At 64.1% G+C, this 25,748-nt stretch carries 32 protein-coding genes; 12 read left to right on the top strand and 20 right to left on the bottom strand.

The features are described from left to right. The first annotated feature begins 28 nt into the window (after nucleotides 1-28). Nucleotides 29-565, top strand: coding sequence for a hypothetical protein (locus VGD10_RS00415; RefSeq protein WP_331038810.1), 537 nt, complete (start codon nucleotides 29-31; stop codon nucleotides 563-565). Between the two features lie 278 nt (nucleotides 566-843). Here the strand turns inward: VGD10_RS00415 and VGD10_RS00410 are convergent, their stop codons facing one another. Together VGD10_RS00410 and VGD10_RS00405 are read right to left on the bottom strand one after the other, a co-directional pair. Then, the gene (locus VGD10_RS00410) at nucleotides 844-1,254 is read right to left on the bottom strand and encodes a DUF4345 domain-containing protein (RefSeq protein WP_331038809.1); all 411 of its coding nucleotides are present in this window, start codon (nucleotides 1,252-1,254) and stop codon (nucleotides 844-846) included. After that, a complete protein-coding gene (locus tag VGD10_RS00405) occupies nucleotides 1,244-1,717 on the bottom strand; it encodes a DUF2721 domain-containing protein (RefSeq protein ID WP_331038808.1) in 474 nt (157 codons plus the stop codon). The genes VGD10_RS00410 and VGD10_RS00405 overlap by 11 nt, the downstream gene beginning before the upstream one ends. 74 nt (nucleotides 1,718-1,791) lie before the next feature. Between VGD10_RS00405 and VGD10_RS00400 the strand changes: the two genes are divergently transcribed. Next, on the top strand, nucleotides 1,792-2,313 hold the full coding sequence (locus VGD10_RS00400) for a hypothetical protein (RefSeq protein WP_331038807.1): 522 nt from the start codon (nucleotides 1,792-1,794) through the stop codon (nucleotides 2,311-2,313). 46 nt (nucleotides 2,314-2,359) lie between these two features. On the opposite strand, the gene VGD10_RS00395 is transcribed toward VGD10_RS00400, so the two are convergent. After that, nucleotides 2,360-2,815, bottom strand: coding sequence for a PA2169 family four-helix-bundle protein (locus tag VGD10_RS00395; protein ID WP_331038806.1), 456 nt, complete (start codon nucleotides 2,813-2,815; stop codon nucleotides 2,360-2,362). Between the two features lie 147 nt (nucleotides 2,816-2,962). Here VGD10_RS00395 and VGD10_RS00390 point away from each other — a divergent pair, with 147 nt between their 5' ends. The 4 genes from VGD10_RS00390 (at nucleotide 2,963) to VGD10_RS00375 (ending at nucleotide 4,749) form a co-directional block, all read left to right on the top strand. Next, entirely contained in the window at nucleotides 2,963-3,181 is a 219-nt protein-coding gene (locus tag VGD10_RS00390) for a hypothetical protein (RefSeq protein ID WP_331038805.1), read from the top strand. Nucleotides 3,182-3,183: 2 nt separating this feature from the next. Continuing rightward, nucleotides 3,184-3,387: a hypothetical protein gene (locus VGD10_RS00385; RefSeq protein WP_331038804.1), complete on the top strand. Its 204-nt coding sequence runs from the start codon at nucleotides 3,184-3,186 to the stop codon at nucleotides 3,385-3,387. A gap of 54 nt (nucleotides 3,388-3,441) precedes the next feature. Further along, complete coding sequence (locus VGD10_RS00380; RefSeq protein WP_331038803.1) at nucleotides 3,442-3,879, top strand: hypothetical protein; 438 nt, start codon at nucleotides 3,442-3,444, stop codon at nucleotides 3,877-3,879. Between the two features lie 135 nt (nucleotides 3,880-4,014). Beyond that, a complete protein-coding gene (locus VGD10_RS00375; RefSeq protein ID WP_331038802.1) occupies nucleotides 4,015-4,749 on the top strand; it encodes a hypothetical protein in 735 nt (244 codons plus the stop codon). On the opposite strand, the gene VGD10_RS00370 is transcribed toward VGD10_RS00375, so the two are convergent. Both VGD10_RS00370 and VGD10_RS00365 read right to left on the bottom strand, forming a co-directional pair. After that, complete coding sequence (locus VGD10_RS00370) at nucleotides 4,746-5,597, bottom strand: MBL fold metallo-hydrolase (RefSeq protein ID WP_331038801.1); 852 nt, start codon at nucleotides 5,595-5,597, stop codon at nucleotides 4,746-4,748. The two genes, VGD10_RS00375 and VGD10_RS00370, sit on opposite strands and share 4 nt — an antisense overlap. A gap of 91 nt (nucleotides 5,598-5,688) precedes the next feature. After that, nucleotides 5,689-5,994, bottom strand: coding sequence for a glycine zipper 2TM domain-containing protein (locus tag VGD10_RS00365; protein WP_331038800.1), 306 nt, complete (start codon nucleotides 5,992-5,994; stop codon nucleotides 5,689-5,691). 112 nt (nucleotides 5,995-6,106) lie between these two features. Here VGD10_RS00365 and VGD10_RS00360 point away from each other — a divergent pair, with 112 nt between their 5' ends. From VGD10_RS00360 to VGD10_RS00345, 4 genes are all read left to right on the top strand, one after another. Continuing rightward, nucleotides 6,107-6,499, top strand: a complete 393-nt coding sequence (locus VGD10_RS00360; protein ID WP_331038799.1) for a hypothetical protein — start codon at nucleotides 6,107-6,109, stop codon at nucleotides 6,497-6,499. 952 nt (nucleotides 6,500-7,451) lie between these two features. Next, entirely contained in the window at nucleotides 7,452-7,907 is a 456-nt protein-coding gene (locus tag VGD10_RS00355) for an OsmC family protein (RefSeq protein ID WP_331038798.1), read from the top strand. Nucleotides 7,908-7,978: 71 nt separating this feature from the next. Beyond that, the gene (locus tag VGD10_RS00350) at nucleotides 7,979-8,458 is read left to right on the top strand and encodes a hypothetical protein (RefSeq protein ID WP_331038797.1); all 480 of its coding nucleotides are present in this window, start codon (nucleotides 7,979-7,981) and stop codon (nucleotides 8,456-8,458) included. Between the two features lie 32 nt (nucleotides 8,459-8,490). Further along, nucleotides 8,491-9,288 (top strand): class III extradiol ring-cleavage dioxygenase, encoded by a 798-nt coding sequence (locus tag VGD10_RS00345; protein ID WP_331038796.1) that lies wholly within the window; start codon nucleotides 8,491-8,493, stop codon nucleotides 9,286-9,288. 60 nt (nucleotides 9,289-9,348) lie between these two features. Here VGD10_RS00345 and VGD10_RS00340 read toward each other — a convergent pair whose 3' ends face one another. From VGD10_RS00340 to ung, 3 genes are all read right to left on the bottom strand, one after another. Next, on the bottom strand, nucleotides 9,349-9,897 hold the full coding sequence (locus tag VGD10_RS00340) for a hypothetical protein (protein WP_331038795.1): 549 nt from the start codon (nucleotides 9,895-9,897) through the stop codon (nucleotides 9,349-9,351). A gap of 232 nt (nucleotides 9,898-10,129) precedes the next feature. Further along, on the bottom strand, nucleotides 10,130-10,552 hold the full coding sequence (locus VGD10_RS00335; protein WP_331038794.1) for a hypothetical protein: 423 nt from the start codon (nucleotides 10,550-10,552) through the stop codon (nucleotides 10,130-10,132). Between the two features lie 53 nt (nucleotides 10,553-10,605). Further along, on the bottom strand, nucleotides 10,606-11,340 hold the full coding sequence (gene ung / locus VGD10_RS00330) for a uracil-DNA glycosylase (RefSeq protein WP_331038793.1): 735 nt from the start codon (nucleotides 11,338-11,340) through the stop codon (nucleotides 10,606-10,608). A 97-nt stretch (nucleotides 11,341-11,437) separates the two neighbouring features. Between ung and VGD10_RS00325 the strand changes: the two genes are divergently transcribed. Beyond that, a complete protein-coding gene (locus VGD10_RS00325) occupies nucleotides 11,438-11,731 on the top strand; it encodes a hypothetical protein (protein WP_331038792.1) in 294 nt (97 codons plus the stop codon). Here VGD10_RS00325 and VGD10_RS00320 read toward each other — a convergent pair. The 11 genes from VGD10_RS00320 to VGD10_RS00270 all read right to left on the bottom strand — a co-directional run bounded on the left by VGD10_RS00320 (nucleotide 11,728) and on the right by VGD10_RS00270 (nucleotide 23,936). After that, entirely contained in the window at nucleotides 11,728-12,909 is a 1,182-nt protein-coding gene (locus VGD10_RS00320) for a glycosyltransferase family 4 protein (protein ID WP_331038791.1), read from the bottom strand. The two genes, VGD10_RS00325 and VGD10_RS00320, sit on opposite strands and share 4 nt — an antisense overlap. Beyond that, nucleotides 12,839-14,152, bottom strand: coding sequence for an O-antigen ligase family protein (locus VGD10_RS00315; protein ID WP_331038790.1), 1,314 nt, complete (start codon nucleotides 14,150-14,152; stop codon nucleotides 12,839-12,841). The genes VGD10_RS00320 and VGD10_RS00315 overlap by 71 nt, the downstream gene beginning before the upstream one ends. Then, nucleotides 14,142-15,419: a hypothetical protein gene (locus VGD10_RS00310; RefSeq protein WP_331038789.1), complete on the bottom strand. Its 1,278-nt coding sequence runs from the start codon at nucleotides 15,417-15,419 to the stop codon at nucleotides 14,142-14,144. Before VGD10_RS00310 ends, VGD10_RS00315 begins: the two co-directional genes overlap by 11 nt. Before the next feature lie 2 nt (nucleotides 15,420-15,421). Continuing rightward, a complete protein-coding gene (locus tag VGD10_RS00305) occupies nucleotides 15,422-17,002 on the bottom strand; it encodes a WecB/TagA/CpsF family glycosyltransferase (RefSeq protein ID WP_331038788.1) in 1,581 nt (526 codons plus the stop codon). Next, nucleotides 16,999-18,249, bottom strand: a complete 1,251-nt coding sequence (locus VGD10_RS00300; protein WP_331038787.1) for a hypothetical protein — start codon at nucleotides 18,247-18,249, stop codon at nucleotides 16,999-17,001. Before VGD10_RS00300 ends, VGD10_RS00305 begins: the two co-directional genes overlap by 4 nt. 2 nt (nucleotides 18,250-18,251) lie before the next feature. Next, complete coding sequence (locus VGD10_RS00295) at nucleotides 18,252-18,950, bottom strand: CpsD/CapB family tyrosine-protein kinase (protein ID WP_331038786.1); 699 nt, start codon at nucleotides 18,948-18,950, stop codon at nucleotides 18,252-18,254. Further along, nucleotides 18,944-20,470, bottom strand: coding sequence for a GumC family protein (locus VGD10_RS00290; protein ID WP_331038785.1), 1,527 nt, complete (start codon nucleotides 20,468-20,470; stop codon nucleotides 18,944-18,946). The genes VGD10_RS00295 and VGD10_RS00290 overlap by 7 nt, the downstream gene beginning before the upstream one ends. A gap of 25 nt (nucleotides 20,471-20,495) precedes the next feature. Beyond that, nucleotides 20,496-21,176 carry a polysaccharide biosynthesis/export family protein gene (locus tag VGD10_RS00285; RefSeq protein WP_331038784.1) on the bottom strand — a complete coding sequence of 227 codons (681 nt, stop codon included), beginning with the start codon at nucleotides 21,174-21,176 and terminating at the stop codon, nucleotides 20,496-20,498. Between the two features lie 122 nt (nucleotides 21,177-21,298). Continuing rightward, nucleotides 21,299-22,681, bottom strand: coding sequence for a phosphoglucomutase/phosphomannomutase PgmG (gene pgmG, locus VGD10_RS00280; protein WP_331038783.1), 1,383 nt, complete (start codon nucleotides 22,679-22,681; stop codon nucleotides 21,299-21,301). Nucleotides 22,682-22,708: 27 nt separating this feature from the next. Further along, a complete protein-coding gene (locus tag VGD10_RS00275; protein WP_331038782.1) occupies nucleotides 22,709-23,128 on the bottom strand; it encodes a J domain-containing protein in 420 nt (139 codons plus the stop codon). A gap of 4 nt (nucleotides 23,129-23,132) precedes the next feature. Beyond that, nucleotides 23,133-23,936, bottom strand: a complete 804-nt coding sequence (locus VGD10_RS00270) for a division plane positioning ATPase MipZ (protein ID WP_331038781.1) — start codon at nucleotides 23,934-23,936, stop codon at nucleotides 23,133-23,135. A 96-nt stretch (nucleotides 23,937-24,032) separates the two neighbouring features. On the opposite strand from VGD10_RS00270, the gene panC reads away from it, so the two are divergent. After that, nucleotides 24,033-24,878 carry a pantoate--beta-alanine ligase gene (gene panC, locus VGD10_RS00265; protein ID WP_331038780.1) on the top strand — a complete coding sequence of 282 codons (846 nt, stop codon included), beginning with the start codon at nucleotides 24,033-24,035 and terminating at the stop codon, nucleotides 24,876-24,878. On the opposite strand, the gene VGD10_RS00260 is transcribed toward panC, so the two are convergent. Further along, nucleotides 24,875-25,723, bottom strand: coding sequence for a hypothetical protein (locus tag VGD10_RS00260; protein ID WP_331038779.1), 849 nt, complete (start codon nucleotides 25,721-25,723; stop codon nucleotides 24,875-24,877). The two genes, panC and VGD10_RS00260, sit on opposite strands and share 4 nt — an antisense overlap. Nucleotides 25,724-25,748 lie beyond the last annotated feature (25 nt).

Raw genomic sequence — 25,748 nt, 5'->3', positions numbered from 1 at the left:
TGAACAGGGTCAAAGGCGGAGTGAGGCGATGAAATCTGCGCGTGTCGTGGCGATGATTTGCGGTCTGGGCCTGCTTGCGGGCTGCGTGCCGCAACGGCAGGCGCCCCCACCGCTGCCCCCGCAGCCGCGGCAGCCGGTCCAACCGCAGCTCCCGCCACCTCCGCCAACACGGCTAGATTGGCGCGACATGCCGCTGACGCCGGGAAGCTGGGTTTACAGCAATCAGGGCGGGACGAGCCAGGCGCTGTTCGGGGCAGCGAACAGCGGCGCTTCCTTCGTCATCCGCTGTGAGCGTGCGGCGCGCCGGGTGACGTTATCGCGCGCCGGCAACGCCGCCACCAACGTGATGACGATCCGCACCTCCGAAAGCGCGCGCAATGTGGGTGTGACGGCGGAAACCGATCCACTCCCTTATCTAAACGCGCGCTTGGCGGCGAACGATCGTCTGCTCGACGCCATCGCCTTCAGCCGGGGCCGCTTCACGGTGGAGGTCCCGGGATTGCCGATGATGGTGCTGCCCGCCTGGCCGGAGCCGGCGCGGGTCGTCGAGGACTGCCGCGGATAAAGAAAAAGCCGCCCGAAGCAGGGCGGCGCGAAGCATGGAATCCTAGCGTCAAAATAAATGAGATCAAGACTTGATCGGGGATTCACGGCGAATCATAGTCGTCCTGTCTTCAACAAGCGAAAGGAGGTGATCCGATGTCTCATGGTTCAGCACAGAGGTCGGTTCTGCTCGTTCGGGAGATGAAAGCCTAAGGCTTTCCAAGGTCTCCCGGGCTGGAAGCATCCGGCCGCTGACCATGTAAGGAGGGTCGTCGAACCGAGGTTCGGCGGCCCTTCTGCTTATGCGGCGACCGCTTGGCATCGGCGCGCCACCCGCCCCTGCCAGAGCACTAACGCCGGCGTCACCAGCAGCTCCATCGCAAGCCCGAACACGTGCCCGGCTCCCGGGGTGCCCTGCTCGATCAGCGAGAGCAGGCGGCCGATGCCGCCTACAACCACCAGAAAACCGAGCACCCGAAAAAGCGTGCTGCTCTTCTCGATACGTGGGATTGATAACGCAAAGGCAATGCCTATGCCGAGCAGCAGGCCGGAGAGGTAGCGGAAGTGGCTGTCGAGATCGGCGGGTGCCGCATCGACACCCTTCACCATCGATGGACCGGTGAGAACGCCCTCGCCGCCGGCAAATAGCGGGACGAGGCAGGCCAGCGCCACGAATATCTGGAGCAGCCGCCGTTCGGTACTAGCGGTCATAAAGCGGCTTTCCTTTCAGCACGAACTGCTCGCTCACCCGCACCCAGCGCGTGGCGATCGTCACCTCGCCGAGGAAGAGCAACAGGCCGAGCGTTACGCTCACCATCGCGCCGATGAAGAGAAGCGAAACCGGCACGGCGAAATTGAGCGCGCTCAGCACCGCGACGAACAGCACCATCACCACCACGCAGACCAGCAGGGCGGCGAAGGTGCAAAGCCCGATCGCCCAGTGGCACATAGTCATGCGCCGATCGAGGATTGCGAGTTCTCTTATCTCCGCGCGCTGCACTTCGGCATCGGCGGTCGGCACGTCCATTTCGAGGCTCCTGGCCCGGTCGACGATCCGGGCAAGCCTCGCCGCCAGCACGTTCAGGATGCCGGCAATGCCTGCGAGGAGGAATACGGGCGCAACCGATAATTGGATGATGCTCGCGACCGTGCTGATGCTAGTGTGGCTGATCATTCCTTTTCTAGGAGGCAAGGCGGCGCTCGCGTCAACCGCTGGAACGGGAAAGTCGGCCCGCCTGTTGAACGAACATGATCAGGACCGCACTTGCAACCCTTTGTGTCGGCCTCATCGCCGCCTGTGCCGAAGAACATCGTGCGCCTGCCGATCAGGCAGGCGGCGTCGAGTTGCCGGAGCCGTCGGGACCTCCCGTTGTCCAACAGGCCGAGCCGCATCGCGAGAAGCCAAGCGAGGCGGAGGAAACGGCTTGGTCGGCCGAGGGCGGCGCACTGCGCTTAATGTCCGGTGACAAGGTCCTCCTCACGCTCCGCTGCAACGGCGGCAACCTCGCCGCGCGCGCCGAGACCTTTAAGCCGATCGGCAGCGAAGACCGGTTCAGCCTCGGCCTTGACGATGAGCCGATCACCTTAGTGGCCGACCCGACGCGCCAGTCCGGCCCGGGCGTCACAGCGGAAGGGCCTGCTCCGGATAATTTATCGACGTTGCTTGGAAGCGCTAGAGCACTAAGCGCTGTCTACGGCACCCAGCAGGTGGGGCCGCACCCGGCACCCTCCACGCAGGCCGCGGCGGCTCTAGCTGCGAACTGCAAGTAAAGGGGCGCGGCAGAACCGCGCCCCTCCTGCGAGTGAGGCCGGGGCCTCAGCTGTTGGACATATTCTCGTGCACGGCGCGCCACTTCTCCTGACCCGCGCGCACCGACTCCCACGCCGACGTGATGGCGCTGCGGGTTTCCGGAGACAACTGGTCATCCTTCAGCGCCGTTTCCCACTTTCCGCGGAGGTAACTTTCGCCATGATCCACTTCGGCGATCACCGCTTCATCGTCGCTGCCGGTGGCGCGGTCGCGGAGGGTGAGGAAGGCGCGATGCGCGGCGGCGAGCACGCTGCCGTCATCTTCAGGATTGCCGCCCAGGCGCCGCACTTCGCCCTGAAGCTGACGGACGACCTGCTCACGCTCGTTGGCGCGGCTCAGGAACTCTGAGCTGAACCGGCTTGACGTCGCTTCTTCGGCCGAGCGGCGATAACCGTCGACACTGTCCAGCGTCATTTCGATCAGGCTGTTCAGCACGGTGATGTCGTGGCTTTTGTCGAACATTGGCTTCTCCTTCTGGATCTCGGCGCTTCAACGCGCAGAGCAGATGAAGGGTGCCGAGTCTGCGACCGGCCGCTGCCGAGACGCGCCGATCCGGTGCGGGGCCGGAACGGCTGCGCGAGCCTCCGCGTTGGCAGGTGAGAGGAGAAGATGGTGCAACCAGAAGAAACCGAACGCGGCAAGCCCGCGACCTTCGACCCGAAGACCGGCGAAGTGCAGGGCAGCGGCTCCGGCGCGGGCGGCGGCGGCAACCAGGGCGAAGACTACGACGCTGATCCTATGGCCGGCGCAGGCAAGGACCTGCCGGGCGGTCCGAAGCCGATCGATAAGTCCGATGACCGCCCGATCGACAAGGACGAGGGCGTGTGACCGTGGTTGACGATAAGAAGGGACACCCGCTCCCTGAAAGCGACGAAGCCCGCCACAACGAGATCCCCGAGCAGATCGAGGAGGAGAAAGGCCGCGGCGCGGAAGGAAAGGCGGTCGTGCAGCCGCTTCAGCCTGCAAGCAACCCAGACGGCGAGCCCTACCGTTACGATGATCTGGGGCGCGGACCCGGCAGCAAGGAAGACTGACCGGAACGCCGCCTGCCGCGCCTTCGTTCAAGTCTCAAGCGAAGGAGAAGGATAATGCCAAACCAGAACGATCAGAATAGCGGCCAGGGTGTGCAGGCGGAGGGCCTCAGCGGCGCCGAGCTTCAGCAATCGCAGGCTGGCGGCGGCAGCGGCGAATTTGGCGGTAACCGCGACCAGCAGCAGAGCGGCCAGGCCGGACATGGCGGTCAGCAGATGGGCGGCGGCGCCGACCAGAGCGACTTCTCGCAATCCGGAGGCAGCAGCGGGACCGGCGGCTACGGGAACGCCCAGAACCAGGAAAATCATCAGGGCCAGGACGGCCTCGCTTCCTACGGTACCAACAGCGAGCAGGAACAATCGCGCGGCGAACGCTTCGACGAGCAGCAGGGCGGCGGCAGGGGCGCGGAGAGCGTCTCGTCCGACGAAATGCAGCAGGACCAGCGCGAGCATCAGGACCGCGGCCAGAGCGTCGCCGAGGCCGAGCAGGAGTAGGTTTGGCTTCTTATTCTGACCTTTAAGAGAGGCTGCTCGCGAGAGCGGCCTCTCTTTTCATTGCCTTACATTAGGGAACTGTTCACGCTTCTCCGCGTCTGTTACGGCTGAGATACGAAATGACGGGAGACTGAAATGGCAAAGTCGAAGTCGTCTGGTGGGAACAAGGGCAGCCGCAAGGGGAAGAACGGCGGCTCCAGCTCCAATGAAACTCCAATGACAGCAGCGCTTCGCGACGCGGGCGAGAAGGCGGCAGAGCTCGCCCAGAACCCCGTTGCGCGCAGCATGCTTGCCGCTGGTCTCGTCACCGCGGCCGCGGCTTTGACGGCCAACAAGAAAGTGAGGGAGAGCGTGAAGGAAGGGGCAAAGGACGCGCAGGAGGTGGCCGATCAGGCCGCCGACAATGCGAGCAAAATTGGGGCCGCCATCATCAGCGCAGCGACGGACGCGGTCCGCCGACTGCTTGGCGGCGGCCGGTCTTCTTCTTCAGGGGGATCGGGCGGCAGCTCGGGCAGCTCGCGTTCGGCGAGCTCCGGGAACGGAGCGCGGAAGAGCAGCAGCTCCACCGCCAAAAAGGCGAGCGGCAGCGGCACGAGGAAGGCTGCGGCCAAAGCCGGCGGCGCCAAGTCGGGCGCGAAGGCGAAGGCCGCATCGACCGGCACGTCGAAATCGAGCGGCAGCAAGTCGGGCGGGTCGAATTCAGGTGCGACGAAGGCGTCGCGGGCGGCCGGCGGTGCGGCTAAATCGTCGGCTTCCACCGGCGCCAAGACTAAATCCGCTGCGAAGAAGGGCGGCGGGACTCGGAAGAGCGGCGGCGCCAAGAAGAGCTCCGGCTCCACCGGCGGCGGCAACGGCTCCAGCGGCAGCTAAAGCGGCCTTCCCGCAGCGCAACGTTCGAATTCGACAGGGTCGTGCGCACAGATGATGCGCACGGCCGCTTTTTCATCGAGCGACAGGCCGCGCAGGCGGTCCTGATTGGCCAATCGCCGGTCGCGATCCACCTCCATCATCGTCTGGTAGAAACGGAGACCGGGCGTGCATCGCCGCTTCAGGCTTCGCATCTCGCCGCGATAGAAATACGCATCGCCTGCGTGGAGAAACCAGCTTTCGCCGGTGCGGATCGCGACGCCCGCATGACCCCAGGTGTGCCCCGGAAGCGGCACCAACAATAATTCCGGCGGCAGGCCTTCGAGATCCCGAACGCTGTCGAAGCCGAACCAAGGTTCGCCTTGACCGGTGTAACGCCGCCATTCCTTCACTTCGTTGAATTGGCTTGGCCGATAGCGGTTGCGCGGCACAAAGCCGCGGCGAGGGCCGGTCGCCGCGCTATACTCGGCATCCATCAGATGGACGGTGGCATTGGGGAAATCCTCAAGGCCGCCGGCATGGTCGAAATCGAGGTGGGTAAGGAGGATATGCCGCACGTCGGCCGGCGAATGGCCGAGCGCCTCGATCTGCCGGATCGCCGTCTCCTCCTCGCGCAGCTTGATGTTGAGCATCGACCGCATCGTCTTGGTGATCCGCTCGTCAGGCTTCCGATGGGGATGATCGACATCCTTCAGGCCATAGCCGGTATCGACCAGCACCAGCCCGTGCGCCGGTGTCTCGATCAGGAGGCAGTGACAGACGAGCCGTCCCGTCAGACCCTTGCTCCGCCCGTCGAAGATTGCGCCGCCGAAGGGGCAATCAGTCCCACAGTTGAGATGATGGATTCGCATGTCGCCTCCCGGGCAGCTGGAGAGGAGGCAAACGAAAAGCGGGACGCCTTGTTCAGGCGCCCCGCTTTGAAATTAGCTAACCTGCTTTAGGTTAGCGGCAGGTGTAGCCGCCCTTGCGGTTGCGGTCGACATGACGGCCGAGGAGGGCGCCAGCGGCCGCACCGAGGATGGTGCCCGTGGTGCGCTCACCGCGCGTGTCGATCGCACGGCCGACCAAGGCGCCGGCAGCGCCGCCTACGATCAGGCCGGTGGTGCCGTTACGACGCTTGCAGTAGAGACGCCCGTCAGCGCCCCGCCAGGTCTTGCCAGTATAATAGCCCTGCGCGTGGACCGGCGCCGGCATCGCAACCGGAACGGTCATGGTCGCGGCGGCAAAAGCAAGAGTAAGCTTACGCATAAAAAATCCTTTACTTGGTTGCTCCCTAAAAACGCGGCCATTGTTGCGGCGGTTTCATTAACCTTAAACAACGAATCCGAAGCGTTTCGTTCAGGTGGAAAGGCTCCAAACCGTGGCGAAGAAGAAAACCCCTAAGTCGAAGATCCCGAAGGAAGTGGCGGGCGTAAAGGTGCCGAAAAAGCTGAGGGAGGCGGCTAAGTCCGGGCTTCGCTGGGCGGAAAATCCCGTTGTTAATCAGGCGCTTTCGGCCGCCTTGGTAGCGGGTGCGGCGGCCTTGGCCGAACGGAAGAACAAAAAGACCGCGGCTAAGGCGGCAGGCCTCGGCGCGGGCGCAGCGGCCGTGAAGGCGAGTGAAGGGGTGAACCGCCTCGGCGTTGCGCTTGGCGTAGCGCTCGGCGAGCTTGCTGCGGGCTTTGCTGCTGCTGCGGCTGAAGGACGCGGAAACACGACGAAGCGTGGCAAGACTTCCGCAAAGAGGAAGCCGAAGCGGCGCTCGAACGCCTGATCAGCCGTTTCGCAGCCGTAAAAGTTATACCCGTTATCCTCGTTATCCACAGGCTGATTCCGCTTTTCCGACTCAGGATTCCGTGACAGCTTCACCTCATGGCCGAAACGGTCCTCCGGAAGCGGAAGGGAGTTTCACCAAAGCCAAACCGCCCGGCGGGAAAGGGCTCAAAGCCGAAAGGCGAAGAGCTTAGAAACCATCGGGCAGGGCGCCGGAAGGAGGCGCGCTGAGGCTGAGGCAAGGGGCGAAAGCCTTGAGCTGAAGCGGAGCGAGCAACCGGAAATCGCCCGGCAGAGCCGGAGCCTTCGGGCAAGGGCCCTGCACAAACAGGGACTGCGAGAGGCTTCGGTTTCGACCAGGACCAGTTCCGATCCATCGGCGGGGGCGACCCTGAAGATGGTGAGGAGACGGACACTCACCGGAGGCAACTTCGGCAGAGATCCGGACGGGACGGCGCAAGAGCAATCTGGCGACGATCCGCGGCAGCCCGGCAGAGGCAACTTTGCAGGGGACCGGAAACAGGGCACTTGAGTGAAGGCGACTTCGCAGAAAGGCCCGAACGGGATGAGGCTGGGGCAACCAGGCTTCGTTCCGCTGGCAACCGGCGGGGAGCAATCCTCGAAAGGTATCGGGAAGGACCTTTTTCGAAGGCGACTTCGAAGAAGAGCCAAACGGGACTGAAAGAGGGGCGACCTTGTTTCAGCTCCGCCGGATGATCGGTCGAAGGCGACTTCGGCAGGATACCGGAAAGCCGGTTCTTCAGTCGGGGAGCGATCCCTGACGGAAGGCCAAACAGGATCGGAAGAGGGCGACCTTGGAAGAACCTGACCCGCTCAAGCTGGAGCCTGTCCTACCCAGACGAGGCGAAGGGAACTTGAGACAGTGGGGGTTGGTGGCGACACCAGCCCCCATTACTGTTTCTGGCCCAGGCGCATTGCGGAAGGAGAAGAGGGTGGGAACGCACATGGCGACGGTCAGCTGGTCGAGCGACGGCGAATTCCTGTCCGGCAAATATAGCCGCGCGCATGAGTGGCTGTTCGACGGCGGCGCGGTGGTGCGGGGCTCCTCCTCGCCGTCGGTCGTGCCGCTGCCAATGTCGGATGCCACGGCGGTCGATCCGGAAGAGGCGCTGATCGCCTCCGCCTCCTCTTGCCACATGCTCTGGTTCCTCTCGCTCGCGCAGCGGGCGGGGCTCGACGTCGCCAGCTATCGTGACGAAGCGAGCGGCGTGATGGGCAAGGATGCGCGCAGCCGGATCGCCATCACCCGCATCACACTTCGCCCAGTGATTGCCTTCAAGGGTCACCAGCCCGACGCTGCAGAGCTCCAGCGCCTCCATCATGAGGCGCATGAAAAATGCTTCATCGCCAACTCTCTCCTCAGCGAGATTGTAGTCGAGCCGGCCTGAATTTCGAGGCGGGCTGAACGGTCCCGCCCGCGCCGCGTTCTTGCTCCGGTAACGGAAGGAAGGATGCCGGCATGGTCAATCAGCAGAATGGATCGACGGAGAAAGACGGGCTGGTGAGCGGAAGCCCCGGCGGCACTTCGGGAACGGCCGCGACCGAGAATACCGGCAGCGGGGCGGGCGCCGGTGCGGCGGGACCTGCAGACGAAAGCCTCATCGGCCGCCGCGGAGGCGAGGATGATACGGGCGGCCTTGCCGGCGCGCATGAGGCGGGCGAGGTGCCCGGCCGGGAAGAAAGCCGCAATCTCGGCACCGCTATTCCGCAAAGCGACCCGCAGGTCGCCCGCGGTCCCCTTGCCGACGATGAAGGCGAAGCCGCAGGTGGCACCGACACGATCGAGGGCGCGGATGCGATCGGACGCGGCAGCCCGAGCGCGGGCGATCCCGGAGGAATGGGCGGATCGCGCGCCGGCCTCAATACGCACGGCCGCCCGCCTGGCGGCGTCAGCCCGATGGACAGCAGCCGCAGCGAGGATGAGGGCGGGCAGCGCTAGCCGGAGCGCTGGCTGCTCCCCACATCCGAAACATGAAACAGCCGGCTTTTTTCCTGCCGCATGGCGGCGGCCCCTGCTTTTTCCTGAACGAGCAGGGGCCGATGCCGCATGAATGGCGGCATATGGGCGAGTTCCTGGCGCGGGTCATTGCCGATCTGTCGGAGCGGCCAAAGGCCATGCTCGTCATTTCCGGTCATTGGGAGGAGAAGCGCTTCACCGTCCATCGCGGCGAGCGGCCTTCGCTGCTGTTCGACTATGCGGGCTTCCCGGCCCACACTTACCAGCTCGAATGGAACGCGCCAGGCGCGCCGGAGCTCGCCGACCGCGCCGCGGCCTTGCTCGATGCGGCCGGCTTGCCCGCCGGCGAGGAGACGAAGCGAGGTTGGGACCATGGCGTGTTCATCCCACTCAAGGTCGCCGTACCGGAGGCGGACATTCCCGTCGTGCAGCTTTCGCTCCGTCAGGATCTCGATCCCGCCGCCCATGTCGCGGCTGGGCGGGCGCTGGCGCCGCTGCGCGACGAAGGCGTGCTGATCGTCGGATCCGGCATGAGCTTCCACAATATGGCGGCGCGCGACGGCCGCGTGCAGCGCATCGCCGACGAGTTCGACAACGCGCTCACCGCTGCCGTTGAGGATCCCGACCCTGCCTCCCGTGAAGTTCGCCTCATTCGCTGGCACGATCTGCCACATGCCCGAACCGCCCATCCGCGCGAGGAGCATCTCCTGCCGCTGATGGTGGTTGCGGGGGCCGGCGCGGACGGTCCCGGCCGCAACATCTTCCGCGACCATGTGATCGGCTGGACGGTTTCCGCCTTTCGCTTCGGCTGAACGGGAAAGGGCCGCCGGTCGCCCGGCGGCCCTCTTCAAAAGGAGCAATCTGCATCCGGCTCAGCCGGCGACGGTGAGGTCCACCTTCTCCACCCATTCCGGGTAGAAAGCCGGTTCGCGGTTCGACCAGCCGGGCGCGGTTGCGGCCGCTTCGCTGATCGACTGCAGCAGGGTCCGCCGCCGCTCCGGATGAAGGTGCGGAAGCGCCGCCGCCGCGCAGAAGGCGCCGGGGAGCCACGGGCGAACCGCCGCGCCGACTAACCGCTCATAGAGGAAGCGGTAGGAGGCAAAGTCCGGCAGCCGGTCCTGGCCCAGGTCGAAGGCGGTGACGGTGATGAGCGGGCCCATCATCGGCTCCATCGCATCAAGCCCGCTGTCGTCGGGAACGTAATCGCGAATATGGTCGAGCCTGCGATACACACGCTCCTGCGCGCGAATGCTGGCGGCTTCGCCGGCGTCGCGGGACCAGCGCTTGATCGCGTCGCGGCGGCCGAGCCCAACGTCGAGCGAGCGCCGGATGTAGCGCTGCGTGCTCTTCGAGAAGCTCGCAAATTCCTTCATTTCGATGATCGTCAGTGCGCCGTCAGGCGGCTTGATTTGCGTACCCACGTAACCCCGCTCCTTCTGCCCTGGCGAGATCATGCGCTCCAAAGGTTTTCCGGAGGCTTAACCACGCGCTCGCTCCCCGTTAATATTTGAATCAGAGAAGCCAGCGCCGCGCAACCTATTTGATTCACGAGGATTCAACAGCGCCATCACTGTCTCCGGAGTGCAACAGCGTAAAGCGAAGAAGGCGCGAGAATCCGCAGCATTCTGGCAGCGCAAGCGCGATGCGGCGAAATTATCCGCGATTATCCACAGCAGCCGCAGATGCCTCGGCGTTGATGCCGAAACGTGAGCCGAGCCAGCCGCCGACGAGCGGAAGCACCGTACCCGCCGCCCACATCCACGTGGGGTGCGGGATCATGACAAGATTGGCGATGCAGGCCGCAAGGATAAGCAAGGTCACGACCCATCCCGCTGCAAGGCGGCGGGCGATGCGGGTAGCGATCCAAGCGCCAGCGAAGGCACCGATCCCCCAGGCGAGCGCCACCGTGGCGAAGGCAGCCGCCGGAAGCTGCGCCATGATCTGCGGCTGATCGGCGGGATTCATTGGGTCGAGGCCCGGCGGTGGCGGGAAGATCGAGCGTCCCGCAAGCTCCACCAGTATGATGCACAGGAACGCCGCCACGACGCCTGCAATGATTCCGCCTGCGATGCGCATGAGTGTCTCCCCCTCCGATAAACGGCCGAGCGCACGCCCGCCCGTCTCACAAATTACGCCGCGCCGGTTTCACTGTCACGCGGCAGATGCGACGCTTCCGGCAGGCGCCAGTCGATCGGCTCCAGCCCCTGCTCCTTCAGAAAGGCATTCGCCTTGGAGAAGTGCCGGCAGCCGAAGAAGCCGGTATGGGCGGAAAGCGGCGAGGGATGCGGTGCCTTCAGGACAAGGTGCCTCCCGCCCCGTTCGATGCTATCGACGAACGCCGCTTTCTTCTGCGCATGGCTCCCCCAGAGCATGAAGACTACCGGCTGCGGCTTGGCGTTTACGAGGCGGATGGCGGCGTCGGTGAACCGCTCCCACCCCCGCCCTTGGTGCGACGCCGCCATCCCCATCTCCACCGTCAGCACCGCATTCAGCAGCAGCACCCCCTGCCGCGCCCAGTGCTCGAGGAAGCCGTGGGGCGGCGGCGGATGGCCGAGGTCGCTTTCCAATTCCTTGTAGATGTTGACGAGGCTCGGCGGCACACGAACGCCCCGTTTGACGGAGAAACAGAGGCCGTGCGCCTGCCCGGCGCCGTGATAGGGATCCTGCCCCAGGATCACGACCCGCACCTCCTCGAGCGGCGTCAGGTCAAGCGCACGAAACCAGTCGCATCCGGCCGGGAAGACGCGCTTCCCCGCCGCTTTCTCCGCAACAAGGAAGGATCTTAGCGCCGCCATGTAAGGGCTGTCGAACTCAGCCTTCAGCGGCTCGAGCCAGCTTGGATGAAGCATGATACTGTCCCCCACCCTCACGCCTCCTGCGGTTCACCGCCCTCGTTCATCCTCCCGACAGAAAAATCAACCGCCACGCGGCACCCTTCCGCCGCTCGGGAGTTATCGCGGCATGAAGAAGAAGCTGCCTGTTCGCAAAGCCTTAAGCCAGCTGGCGCTGATCGGCGCCGCTGCGGGCGCTGCGATCATGGTCCAAGGCAACACCCGCGCCGAGGCCGAGCCCCAACCTCACCCTGAGGAGGTGCAGCAATTCCTTGTCGAGCTCGAGGCGCGCGAGGCGGCCCTCGGCGAAGCAAAGCGCGAGAAAGGGCATGAAAAACGGCTGATGCGTGTCGTCGAGGACGCCGCGATCCGCACCCCGTCCGAAGCCGCCATCAACCGAATCGAAAGCGCTCTCGCCGGCTAGACCGCTGCGTCGCGGAGTAGTTTATCATAGGCGGCCACCATCTCCTCGGGAGAGTAGCGCCTGCTCAATTGGGTCCCGCTCTTCGTCAGTCCTATCGCAAGCTCGTAGTTGCTTAGAACACAGCGCGCATTTTCGGCAATGTCCTCGACATTTCCAGGCTCGAAAAACTTTGCGGCCCACTCACCGTTCAAGCCTGCGAGGACCTCGCGAAGCACCGGTATATCGCTCGCGATGACGGGCACACCTGCAATGGCGGCCTCTACTACCGAAAGACCAAAGGTCTCTTCGGTGGAGGCAAAGGCGAAGACATCTCCGGCGGCCAAAAAGATGGGGATTCTTTTGATGGGCAATTCGCCGACGAAGTGCACCCTAGGTCTCACTCCTAGAGCGACACTTAAATCCTCAAGCTCCGCTCTCAAAGGACCAGCGCCGGCCAGCGCGAGGTGCACGTCCGGCAAGAGGCAAAGCGCTTCCAAAAGCTGATGCTGGTTCTTGCCGACGGCCAGCCTCCCAGTGGTGACAATCAGCCTCGCGTCGGAAGGAAGGCCAAAGAGCTGACGCGCTTCGTTCTTGTCATATGTATGGGGCGGGGTGTGCACGCCATGATCGATCCTCGCCAATTTCCGAACATATTGGTGAGGATACGCGCTAAACGCGTCCTGAGTGGCGGCTGAATTAACTACGATCCCCTGGTATATGCCAAAGGTGCCAAACAGCTTATCCAGCCATGTCGCTAGGCGCCGGAAACCCGTTCCTCCCGGATTACCTGACTGGTTGGCAATAATGGGTCGAACTTTGGCGAGCTTGCCTGCGATGCTCCCGAATACATTGCCATAGTGCTGATAGGTTATGAGGGCGTCTGGTCTCTCCGCTCTGATGTAACGAGCGAGCGCGACAGTGACCGCCAACCGCGCTAACAGATTGCCCGGTTTCCGAAGGGAGATAAAAACCGCATTCGGATCTTCGTCATAAGCCGCCGTCTTCCGATACATGAATACGGTGCGCACTTCGTGACCCCGCGCGCGAAGTCCGGCACCAATCATATCCGAGACTCTTTGTGCCCCAGCGGCCTCGGCTTGGGTCTGTATCTGCAAGATCTTCATTGGGTTAGGCAATCTGCGCAGCGGGCGGCTGCGCCTTTCGAGAAGCTTTTCGCGGAAGTAAGTGGCGAACTTCATACTGCCTCCAGATCGACAGTGCGACGATCGTGAAGACAAACTGCTTCACGTCTGTAGAACGAAGCAAATAAGTCTCCGTCACATTAGAGGCTAAGAACATTGTCACGTAGGCGGTCGCCAAGGCCGGTAAAGAGTTGCCTCTACTCGCATGATAGGTCCTAATTGCCCGCAGAAGCGTAATCCCCAGACCAATGAAAATGAGTATTGCACCCAACAGACCAAGCTCAACAAGCGCGCGGATGTATCCGCTATGGAAATTGTCCAGCACCCAGCCAAAGCGATTGTAGAATATGTCAGCGCGCTCGCCTTCCCAGCCGGCGCCGAGCCCGTAACCGAGCCACGGCCTCTCTAAAAACAGGCTCATCGCATAGGACCAGATGTCGGTTCGATTGAGGTGAATGCTCAGATCGCCGACCTGCAAGTAATCGCCCTCGATGCTGACGATGATGCCGCTGTTGAAGAGAATGAGAAGTGCCAAATAAGCCACGGCTATCAGCACGATGGCAATGCTCCCGATGATGCGCGCCCTCAGCAGGACGAGAAACAGCAGGACTGATAAAGCGACGAGAAGGGCACCTCTTGAATCCGCTCCAATACACACGGAGAGCCCGAGCAGGAGCGAAAAGATGTCTGTCCTGGTTTTGCGGCAGAAGAGCAGCATCATGCCCGATAGCGCGACCAGATAAGATGCAGCGTAGCCTAAGCCATTCTTGGCCACGAAGACGCCAAGCCACGCGCCTTTCCAGAAATAGCTGTCGGAGATTGCAAAGGACGGTACGAGCGCCACAAGCAGTACGCTCGCTAAGCATAATGCGAGGCACGCTGTCCTCATCAACCGCAACGTGCCAAGAAGACCTATATGTCGCTCGCATATGAAGGCGCTGAAGGTAGATACCGCGAGTAGTAAAGTCGTAGAGAGAACGGCCGCGGGATCGTCCGTCCAAAAGGCGCCGCAGAAGCAATATGCAATGACTGCTAGAACGGAAAGAGCAGCGTAGTTAAGCGCAAGTTGTCGTTTCCCGTACCAGTCGAGCGCCAGCCCCAGGATAATTGCAGCTAGTAAGAATGCGACCTGCGCACCCCGCTGAAGGAGGTTGCTTGTCTCGGCATCAACAGGAAGATTCAGGTGCCCGCTAGTGAGTACGAACTGCCCGCAAAGAACTGCGATATAGACGCGATAGAGTCCCCTCCTTTGTTCGGCTGGGGCTCGCAGCTTGCGGTGAGCCAACGTGTTAGCTGCCATTCTGTCCCTCGGACCGACGGAATAGCTCAAACAGACCAAAGCCGATCCATATGGCATTTGTGACCAAGTAAGCGGCGGCTAAGCCTGTGACTCCTCCAAGGCTGCCGGCAAAATAGAGCCCGATTGCGCCAGCGCCTACGATGATGCCGAACACGCGGTGGAAGTATCGTCCGATATCGAGGCACTGCATCAGCTCCCAAAGACCGATGAAGGACCCATTCAGTGCTCCATTCAGGAAGACGAAGAAAATCGCGAGTTCGTATCCTTCAGTCGAAATCGAGAAGAGGCGAAGAAGTTCGGGCGAGAACAGCCAGAGCAGCGCGGCGACGGGAACGACAACGGCGGCAGATTGGACGAAAAGCTGACGTGCTGCGGCGATCGCCTGCCCGCGCTCGCCAAGCGAGTGGAGACGGGTGGCCTCCACAACCACGTTGGTGGCAAGCGAGGTGCCGGGAAGGACGAGAAGAGCCGAGAAGCGCACGAGCGTAAAGTAGATCGCAATGACGGCCGGTGGTGCGACCAGGCTGAGGATTAAGACGTCCATATATTCACGCGCCGTCGCGGCAGCGAGACGGGGGAGGAAGGTGACCCCCTCCTGAAACTGAACGGCGGCCGGTGCGCGCGCGCGATCCCGGCTCCCCAGACGACGGCGCGCGATAAAAGCGGCGGCGAGCAGCGACAGGACCGTGCCAACGCTCAGGACCGCTATCACGGTCGTGAGCGCTACAAGGCCGTTTGCGGCGATCGCCAGCATTCCTAGCGCAAGAATGGCGATGACGCGCGGAACGACCTCGCGGATGTAGACGGACAGATCCCCCTTACCCAGCGCGCGCAGAAGCTGGCTGTAATATTCAAGCGCGCCCTGAACGAAGATCAGCGCTCCGCAAAGCGCGAGCGCTCCAAGCCCGAAACCGGCCGTTGCTCCCGTATGAATGAGGTAGATGGGGACCGTCACCACCACAGCGACGGTGGCGGCCCCGACGATGGCGATGCGAGAGGAAAAGGCGGCGACGCTTGCAGCTGCATCTCGGTCAGTCCCAAAAAGTGCGGGGACGCGTCGAAGGACGACGAACCTTTGTCCGAGGCTCCCGAACAACGAGGCGAAGCCCGCGATCGTGATGATGATTGCAGCCTCGCCGTAGGTGTGAACATTTGTGGTGCGGGCCACCACGATCAGGAACAGGAAGGATATGGCCGCACCGGCCAGCTTCGGCGCAAAGCGAAGCGCAAAGGTCATGCCTCTGGCGGCGAGAGCGGTAGCAGTCACGGCTATCCCAGCCTGCTGAGTGCGAGCCACAGAGCATGCGGCGAGGTGGTGAGATAGCGCCAAAGGAGCCTTCGCGGCTCCGTTCCGGCGCGGTGGACCCATTCGAGGTTCGCCTTCTGCATCCATTCGGGCGCGCGGCGATAATGGCCGGTGATGTAGTTGAAGCAGCCGCCGCAGGTGACGATCCACGGCACGTGCAGCCGCTGGCGGGCGCGGATGGAGAAGATCTGCTCCTTCGGCTTGCCGAGGCCGACCCAGAGCACATCGGGCTTGGCCGCATTAATGGCGGCGACCACAGTCTCCTCCTCATCCGCGGCGAAGTAGCCGTTGCGGCGGCCGGCGATCTTGAGGCGCGGGTAGAAGCGCCGCAGCCGCTCTACGCATTCCGCATTCACCTCCTCCTCGCCGCCTAGGAGGTAGAAGGAGAGACCTTCCGCTTCGGCGACGCGGGCGAAATCGTGAATCATGTCCGTGGTGGCGCTGCGCTCGGCGATGCGGGGACCTGCGCCTGCCCGGGAGAAGGTGACCAGGAAGCCGCCGTCCGCATGGACCACGTCGGCCTGGTCGTAAGCCTCGCGGTAGGAAGCGTCCGTTTCGCGCAGCGACAGGCCGTGGCCGTTGGCGTCGAAGACAGTGCGCGGCCGGATCTCCCCTGTCTCTCGTGCGCGGCGGCAGTCGGCGGCCATGGCTTCGGCAAGCTCCTGACGCGAAGCGGTGGCGATCGGCACGCCTGCCACCTTCACGTGCGGGAGCGGCGTCCAGCCCGGCCACTGCGGCTTGCTTTCGATGGGCGCCTTCCGCTCTTCCTTCGCGCCGCTGAAGCGGGCCATGCGGTAAAGCGCGTCCGGATTGGTCGCGATGTAGCGGGGGCCGAGCCGGATCGGCTCGTGCATCGTGCGGTGTAGCCATTCGAGCCCCGCGGAACGCATCCACTCGGGCGCACGCGGCGCCTCGCCCGTGAGAAAGGAAAGCAGGCCGCCGCAGGTCTTCACCCAGCCAATGCCGCGCAGCCGCTCTTGATGCTCGGCAGACCAATATTCCTGGAGCGGCTTGCCGAGCGCGACCCAGAGCACGTCGGTGCCGCGGGCGACGATGTCGCGGCAGATCTCGTCCGCCTCTTCGGGCCTGAAATAGCCATTCCGGCGGCCGACGACGGAGAGGCGCGGATAGAGGGCGCGGATCGCCTCCACCGCGGCTGCATTCTGATCCTCCCGGCCGCCGAGGATGTAGAAGTTGAGGCCGGCTTCTTCGGCCGCGCGTGCGGCGTCGTGGAAGAAGTCCGTGGTAGCAATCCGCTCCGGGAGCGGCGCGTCGGTAAACCAGCGGGAGCCCTTCACCACCGACATGCCGTCGGCATGGACGATGTCCGCCTTCGCCATCGCGGCGGCGAACTCCGCCTTTCGCCCGGCAAGCGCGATGCCCTGGCCGTTGGAGGAGAAGACGAGCTTCGGCAGCGGCTTTTGCGACGTGGCGCGGACGGCGAGGCAGTCCGCCACCATCATTGCGGCGAGCTCGGCGCGGGTGGCGCGGATCGTGTCGAAGCCGCCGACGCGGACGGTGGAGGGACTTGCAGCGGAGTTCACGCGGCTGCTCCCGCGCGAAGGGCGACATTGTCGAAGCGAAGATCGACGGCCCGGCCTGCGCCCGAACGGAGGAGAAGCTGGAGCTGTTGCGCGCCACAACCCGCGGCGGGGACGGTGAAACTTTGGCTGACGCGGGTGGCGCCATTCAGCTGCCTGGTAATGGGTGGGTCGGGATAGATGGCGGCGTAGCTCGGAACACAGGTGAGCTGCCACGAATAGCCCTCGATGCGCGTGCCGGGCCCCGCCGCCACATCGTAGGAGAGGGTGTAGCGGCCGGGGGCAAGCACGGCCGTCTGCCGCGCCATTTCGAGGCGAATATTGCCATTGGAGGCGATGCGGAGGGTACGGTCTTCGCCTTCAAGAGCGGTTTCGCTGCCGGACGGCTGCGGGAAGGTCCATTCGAAGGGGCGGCCCTGACCTGCCACTTCGAGCGCTGCGACGGTGAAGCCGCCGTCGAGAAGCAGGTTGCCGCGCTCGACCGCCCGGCCCGCGGCATAGCTGCGCCATAGCGCCTTCGCTTCTGCATAGCGGCCCTGCTTGAACATCACATTCGTGAGGGGCGTCATTTCCCAGGGAGCAGGCCTGCCGCCCTTGGCAGCGAAATCAGCGAGGAACTGCGTGAAGGCGCCGTAGCGCTCGGGCGGCAGCTGCTGGACGCTATCGAAGAAAAGGCCGCGCCAGTTGGGCTGCTGCTGGAGGCGTGCGATCAGCGCCGGCCGCGCCGCCGGATCGAGTGCGGCGCCGAGCAGCACTGCCCGCATCTCGGGCAGGTGCTGGCGGCGGCGGGCGAGCGCATCAGCACGTTCGAGGGCGGCTTCATAGTCCCCTTGCCGGACGAAGGCGTCCATCAACCAGAGCTGTGTCGGCGTGTCACGCCAGCCGAGGCCGCCTGCGTGCGCCATTGCGGCCGTCGCCGTTTCGGGTCTTCCCTGCGCCTCCAGCGACAGGCCGAATGTGCGCAGAGCGGCAGCGGAGTAAGGCGTTTCCTGAAGCGCGGCGCGGGCCAGCCGCTCTGCACTTGGCGTATCACCGGCTGTCAGCATCGCCTCCGCCGCAAGCGCGGCGGAATGCGGAGATACAGGCGCCAGTGCTTGCAGCAACATCGGGTTGCGTGTGCGGACGGCATGGTCGGCAAGGTTCAGCGTCAGAATCTTGGCGGCAGCGGCCAGGGCAATCGCCGCAATCGCCGCCCGAATGGTCGTCCGCCTGAGGCCCGCCTCCGCCCGCCGTTCAGGCCGGGCAAGCATGCTTAGTCACCGTAGCGGTAGCCATAGCCGTAATCCTCGCCATAGCCGTAGCCGATCGTCTGCGCATCGAACTTGGTGAGTACCGCGCCGAGCAGCCGCGCCTGCGTCGACAGGAGGCGCCGGATGGCGATCTTGGCCTGCCCGCGATGGGCGCGGTTGGCCTCGACGACGAAGACCGTGCCGCCGACCCGCGAAGCGAGCAGCGGCGAATCCGACAGGCCCATCACTGGCGGCGCGTCGACCACCACTAGGTCATAGGCGGCGGTGAGTTCGGCCAGCAACTCGTCCAGAGGGCCGGCGGCCAGCAGCTCGGCCGGGTTGGGCGGGAGCGGGCCGGCGGCGATGAAGTCGAGGTTCGGTGCGACCTGCCGCTGCACCACTTCGCCAAGCTTCTTCTGGTGGGCGAGGAGGCTGCTGAGACCGACCTCGTTCTGAAGCTCCAGCACCTTGTGCATCGACGGCTTGCGAAGATCCGCGTCGACCAAAAGCACCTTCCGGCCGATCCGCGCGAAGTCGCGCGCGGTGGCGAAGGAGCTGGTGGACTTGCCTTCACCCGGCTGGCTGCTGGTGAACAGAAGGCTGCTCGGCAGACCGGCGGGCGATGAAAGCTCGAGCGACGTCCGAAGCGCGTGATAGGATTCGGTGAGCGTCGATCGCGGCTCGGCAAGCGCGGCAGCCGGTGTCTGGCCCTCCTTCAACACTGGGATGACGCCCAGCGGCGGCGTTCCGAGCTTCGCCTGGATATCGTCCGGCGACCGAATGACGTCGTCAAACCGCTCACGCGCAAAGACCAGCAGCAAGGCGAGGCAAGACCTGCCATGCCCGCGAGCGCGAGGTTGAGCACCGGACGCGGCGAGACCGGCTCCGAAGGTGTATCGGCCTGGTCGAGCATCGAGATATTGTTGGCCGTGACGCCGGCTTCGGCGCTGACCTGACGGTAACGCTGAAGCAGGCCTTCATACATTTCGCGGTTGGTATCGGCCTCCCGCTTCAGGATATTGTAGCGAACCGACCGGTCCTGCTCGGCGAGAGTCTCGCCTTTAAGGCGTGAAATGTTGCCGGAAAGTGCCTGCTCCTGCTGCATCGCCACCTGATATTGCTGGCGGATGCCGGATTTGATGTTGTTGGCGAGCGTGGCGATCTGACGGTCGAGTTCGGCGATACGGGCGGCTGCCTGCTGCACAGCAGGGAAATCCTCGCGGCGGCGCTGGCGCTCCTGTTGATAAAGGGCAAGCTGTTCGGCGCGCTGCTGGACGAGTTCCTGAATGGCCGGATTCGCGAGCACTTCCGGAAGCGCAAGCGGCGGCGTGGCACTTGCGGTCGCCCATTTCTGCTGGGCCTGGACGCGTTGCGCGATAGCGGCGGTATGGGCGTTGTTGAGTTGGACTAGCGAGGAGGTGGTCAGAGACTGGGGCCCGTTCTGCTGATCGCTGCCGGCAACGCCGCTACTGGTATCGATCAGGCGGGCGCCGCGCGCGTAGGCAAGCATGTTACGCTCGGATTCCTCTAGGCGCTGCTTGGCGTCGGCAAGCTGGCTCGACAGGAACTCACGCGCATAACTCGACGTGTCGAACTTCCGCTGAAGATTGCTGGTGATGAAGTTCGCGGCGAAACTGTTAGCTACGCGCGCGGCAAGTGCTGGGTCCGGACTGTCGAAGCGGATGCGAGCAATCCGGGAATTGCGCGGAAGCGAGACCGAACGGTTTTCCGAGATCGTCCGAAGCACGGCTTCCCGCCGCGTCTGCTCGAGCGTCAGCGCGCCCTCGGGGTCTTCGGGCGCCTTGATCTTCATGGCGTCGAAGAAGCGGTCGTTGCCGAAGAGCTTCAGATCCTGCGCCACGCGCTCGGCGAGGTAGCGGCTGCGGATGACGTCGAGCTGTGTCTCAAGGAAACGGTCCGCATCCTGAACGCCCGCCAAAGGCTCCTCTTCCTCGGTGCCGAGCACGCGGGAAGTCTGCTGCTCGATCTGCACGCTGGCTTCCGCGCGGTAGATGCGGGTCATCAGGAAGGTTGCGGCGAGGCCCAAAAGGAGGGCAACCGCAACGACGGCTGCGATCAAATAGCGATTCCGGTAAAGCGCGGACCAGATGGCGCGAAGATCGAGCGCGGCGCCGCGCTCCTCCTCGTACAGTTCGGGCTCGTCAGCGAAGGCGTCGGCATAGAGCCCGCTGGCCGGGACCAGAGGCCGCCCTCCGCCAGCCGGAAAAGAATTGCTGTTCATGACTTCTGACGCCCCCGAATTCGATTTAGTAGCCGAGCGGGCGGAACAGCGCCAATACCGGCACTGCCGAAAGCGCGTCGCGCCAGGCGGACTTCACATTGGAAAGCCCAACCACGACCTTGTCGTTGCCGCGAATTTCCGGATCCGCCGCCTCGCCGCGGCGGATTGCGCGGACGTCGAACAGAGCGCCCATCTGCTGCCCGTTGACCGTGCGAAAGACCGCCACCTGGTCGAGTGCTGCTACGCGGCTCGGCCCCTTCGCCATGGCAAGCGCTTCAAGCAAGGTCGTTTGCCCGCGCACTTCATAGACGCCGGGTTCTTCGACCGAACCTTCTACCGTCACCTTCTGGGAAACGGAGGAGGCGACGATGACGGACACCTGCGGATCGACAAGGAAGCGGCTATTCAGGCGCTCGGCAATTTCCTGCGAAAGTTCGCCGCTCGTCTTGCCGGCCGCGGCGACGCTTCCTATGAGCGGCAAGAGGACATTGCCGCCGGCATCGACCTGCACGTCCCGAAGCGAAAGCTCCGGCTCCTGAAAAACGGTGATGTTGATCTTGTCGAGGGCACCAATCCGGTAGTCCGTGGTTACCTGCTCAAGATTTGGCGCTGGAAAGGAGGCATAGGCCTGCTGCCCTACCGGCAGTTCGGGACGAGACGTGCAGGCGCTAAGCGCCACGAATAGCGTGAAGATCAGCCGTTTCATTGCCCCACCCGAAGCTGATTGTCTAAACGGCTGCCCCGCAACGATTCGCAGCCCGCGCCTCCCCCCGGAGACGCGGGCTCTTTATAAAACTATTATGTAATTACAAAGCTTTTTAGGGGCGCCTAGTGCGCGGCTTGCGGGCCTCGCTTTAAACCCGACAAGGCAAGCTGCTCGTCAATCTGGCCGACGAGGCGATCAAGCCCCGCCTGATCCTTGGCCTCGGCGCGCGCGACGAGCACGTCCTGCGTATTCGAAGCGCGGAGAAGCCACCAGCCGTCTCCGGTATTCACGCGCGCCCCGTCGGTGCTGTTGACGTTCGCTCCCGACGCAGCGAGCCGGTCCAGCACCTCCTGCACGACCGGGAACTTGCGAGCTTCATCAACCTGGAATCGCATCTCCGGGGTGTTCACCATGTCCGGCATCGCGGAACGGAGCGCGGTGAGGGAGCCGCCGAGGCGAGTGACAGCGCGGATCAGGCGCACTGCGGAATAAAGCGCGTCGTCGAAGCCGTAATAATCGTGCGCGAAGAAGATGTGGCCGCTCATTTCGCCGGCGAGCGGCGCGCCCGTTTCCTTCATCTTCGACTTGATAAGGCTGTGGCCGGTCTTCCACATCAACGGCTGGCCGCCCAGTTCGGCTACCCGGTCGTAAAGCGCCTGGCTCGCCTTTACATCCGCTATGATCGTGGCGCCGGGCACATCCTCGAGCACCGGCTCTGCAAGGATGGAAAGCAATTGGTCGCCCCAGATGACGCGGCCTTCGCCGTCCACCGCGCCGATCCGGTCGCCGTCGCCGTCGAACGCCATGCCGAAATCGAGTCCCTTCTCCGCAACCAGCCGCTTCAGATCCTTGAGATTCTTCTCCTCGGTCGGATCTGGGTGATGGTTTGGAAAGCGGCTGTCGACGTCCGTGTAGAGAAGGTGGTGCTCGCCAGGCAGCTTCTTCACGAGCTTCTCGACCACAGGCCCCGCGGCGCCGTTACCGGCGTCCCAGCCGATGCGGAAGGCTGCGCCGTCGAAATTCTTGAGCAGCCGGTCGACGTAGCCGTCCATGGCCTCTTCGTCGCGGACCGACCCCGAACCTTCCTCCCAGTCGCCCCCCGCAGCAACCTTGCCGAGGCGCTGGATATCCTGGCCGAAAAAGGCGCTGCCGAACATCACCATCTTGAAGCCGTTGTAATTGGCCGGGTTGTGGCTGCCGGTGATCATGATGCCGCCGTCCACGTCCAGCTCGCATTCCGCATAATAGAGCATTGGCGTGGGGCCGAGGCCGACACGAACGACATCGCAGCCACTCTCATTCAGTCCGCGGATCAGCGCTTCCTCAAGCCGTGGCGAGCTTTCGCGGCCATCCCGTCCGACGGCGACGCTGCTGCCATGGCCGCGCCGGACGAGTGTCGCAAAGCTGCGGCCGAGCGCATAGGCGTCCTCCTCGCCCAGCGTCTCTCCCACAATTCCCCGAATGTCATATTCGCGCAAAGAGGTCGGGTGAAAATTGTGGCTCATTCTGGACTCCGTAGGGGTGGTTCGCCCTCAAGACGCGCGAGGCGTCTTGCGGTTCATTTCGGCAACGAGCGTATCGCGCGCCATGTTGACGCGGCGGGCAAGCTCGGGCGAGCCGCCGGTGTCGGGATGGACTTTCGCAATCAGGCGGCGATGCGCCTCGCGTATCTCCTGGAGCGTCGCATGGTCGCTGACGCCGAGCAAAGCGCGGGCGTCCTCGACGCTCATGCGCGGGCGGCGGGAAAGCTGGCTTCGGCGATGCGCGCCCCAGAGCAGGGCGCCGGACATCAGGATCGCGCCGAGAAGAAGCTTCCCCGTCGTCAGCAGCCGAAGGCCGAGAAGGAAGACGACGCCGGCGATAGCGTCCTCATATGTGACGCCCTTCAGCTTCCCCTTCCACCAGAGCCACCCGGCCCCGGCAAGGATCAGGAAGATGATGACGCCGGGCATAGCTTCAGCCCGCGGCGGCGGCGCGCGGCGCGGGCGCGCTTTCCCCTTCGTCGGGGAGGCCGAAGCCCGCAATCATTTCGCGGAGTTCCTGCCGCGCGGCGATATGGCTAAGGCCGACTTCACCAAGCTGGCCGAGGTCGAGCAGGGTAAGCCCCTTCGGGAACAGCTCGCGGTAGATGACGCGTTCGCCAAGGCCGGGAATGATGCGGAAGCCAACCCGGCGGGAAAGCTCGTCCAGCGCCTGGCCGACCCGGCGCATATTCTTCGCCTCGATATGCTGAAGGCGGTTCCGGAGCACGACCCAGTCCACGCTGGCGCCGGTCGTCTTCGCCCGCTGCGTGCGACTGTTCCAGACGAGCTCCGCATAGAAGCTCGGCCGGCGGATCTTGTAGGTTTCGGGATCGACTTCCCCGATGAGGTCGAGGTCGACAAAGCTGTCATTGATCGGCGTCACGAGAGTATCGGCGCGCAGCATTGCCGCCCGCGCATAAGGATCGTCGCGGCCGGGCGTGTCGACGACCACGATCTCGGCATCGGCCCCGAGCCGATCCAGAGTGCCCTCAAGATTGTCGTCCTTCGCCGGATCAAAAGTCTCGAACATAGGCATCGGCAGCTCCGCCCCGAGCCGCCTCATGCTCGCCGCGCGATTGTCGAGATAGCGGCCAAGGGTCCGCTGCCGCGTGTCGAGATCGAGCGCGCCGACCCGGCGGCCGGCGGCGGCAAGGCCGACCGCGGCGTGGACGGCCGTCGTCGATTTGCCGGTGCCGCCCTTTTCATTGGCGAAAACGATGAAATGCGGCGCTGCCATCTACGCTCTCTACCCCTGCCCCTCTTGATCTTGCCGGAGCGGGACCGCAAAGCGCCGCCCAGGCAATGACGAAGCTCTATCGGAGGCGCTGCGGCCGTGCAAATCATCCGTGACGTTCCCGCGCTTCGCAAAGCCATGGCGGAATTGAGGAAAGAGGGCCGCGGCATCGCCTTCGTCCCGACCATGGGCGCGCTCCATGCCGGCCACTTGGCGCTGGTGGCGGAGGCGAAAAGGCGGGCGGCGCATGTAGTCGCCTCGATCTTCGTCAATCCGGCCCAGTTCGGTCCGAACGAGGACCTTTCCACCTATCCGCGCCAGGAAGCGGCCGACGCGGCGATGCTGCAAGAGGCGGGATGCGCCATCCTCTGGGCGCCGGACGCCGCCGCCATGTACCCCGAAGGTCATGGGACGAAGGTGAGCGTCGCGGGCGTCAGCGAAGGTCTCGATGGCGCCGCCCGCCCCGGCCATTTCGACGGCGTTGCCCTTGTGGTGACGAAACTCTTCAACCAGGTGCAGCCGGACCTCGCTCTGTTCGGCGAGAAGGATTACCAGCAGCTCGCCGTCATCCGCCGCATGGTCCGCGACCTCGACATGCCGATCGAGATCGTCGGCGTGCCGACGCAGCGGGATGCCGACGGCCTCGCCCTCTCTTCCCGCAACGCCTATCTCTCGCCTGAGGAACGGACTGCAGCGCGGGCGCTCCCGCGCGCACTCGGCGAAGCGGCGACTGCGATCCGCGAGGGCGGCCATGTCCGCGAAGCTTTGGACGCCGCCACCGCCAAACTCCGCCAGGCCGGCTTCGACCCCATCGACTATGTGTCGCTATGCGACGCTGAAACGCTGCAGCCGGTGGATAGCCTCGACCGGCCGGCCCGGCTGCTTGCCGCGGCGAAGATCGGCCGCACGCGCCTCATCGACAATCTGTCGGTGCTTCCCTCTTAAAGCTGCAGCAGCGCCTCCGGCTTCTTGCTGTCGAGGGGCCCCACCACCCACTTCAGCACCCGCATCGTGCCCGCTTTCGCCGGTCCGTCATTCGTGTTGTTGGTCAGGATTTCGGCATCCGTGGTGACCGTGAAGGTGCCTTCGGGTTTCTTCAGGGTGCCCGGCTTCATCATCTCGCCCATGCCTTGCATAGCCGAACTCACCGTCGCGGCGCTGAGGCTGCCTTCATTGCCTTCGATGAAGGCGGGGGCAGCGATCCGAACCTTGTCGCCCGTCCGCCGCGTCACCTGCACGAACGGGATGAGGTAATCGACGCCGGGGAACACCGGATAGACGAAGTCGTGATCGAGGCGGCCAGTGACTTCATACTGAATATCGAAGAGGCCGTTGCCCTTGTGCGTCACACTCTTCCAGCCTTCATAGCCCTGCAGCCGCTGCGCGAACTCGTCCATTGTCTTCGGATCTGTGGGATCGATGCCGCCGAGCATCGCCTTCATCATCGCGGCCTCACGCTTTTTCTCTTCCGCTCGCTCGTCCTTGCCCTCTTCCCACTTCTTTCGCTCAGCCTCGATCTCTTGGTCGGTGCAGTCGCGGGTTTCAGGCTCGGCATCGTCCGCGGCTTCGTCCCAGCAGACCTGATCCTCCGGCTGGAATTTGTCGTCGGCGGCGCTTGCCATCGCCATCATGGTGTGACCGGTAAGAAGGACGATTTCGCCGGTGTAGCGATAGGTGAAGGTGCCATCCTTTCGCACGGTAAGTCCGGCATCGAATTTGCCCGGCGTGAGCAGGCAGCCTGAAGCAAGCAGCCCAAGCGCAGCCGCAGCGAGAGTCCTGAAGAGTCGCATCGATATTCCCCCGTTGGCCCGTGCG

It is taken from the genome of Allosphingosinicella sp., from assembly GCF_036402135.1.
Classification (GTDB): Bacteria; Pseudomonadota; Alphaproteobacteria; order Sphingomonadales; family Sphingomonadaceae; genus Allosphingosinicella.
Note: the sequence above shows the minus strand (reverse complement) of the source record. Positions and strands in the feature narration are given on the sequence as shown.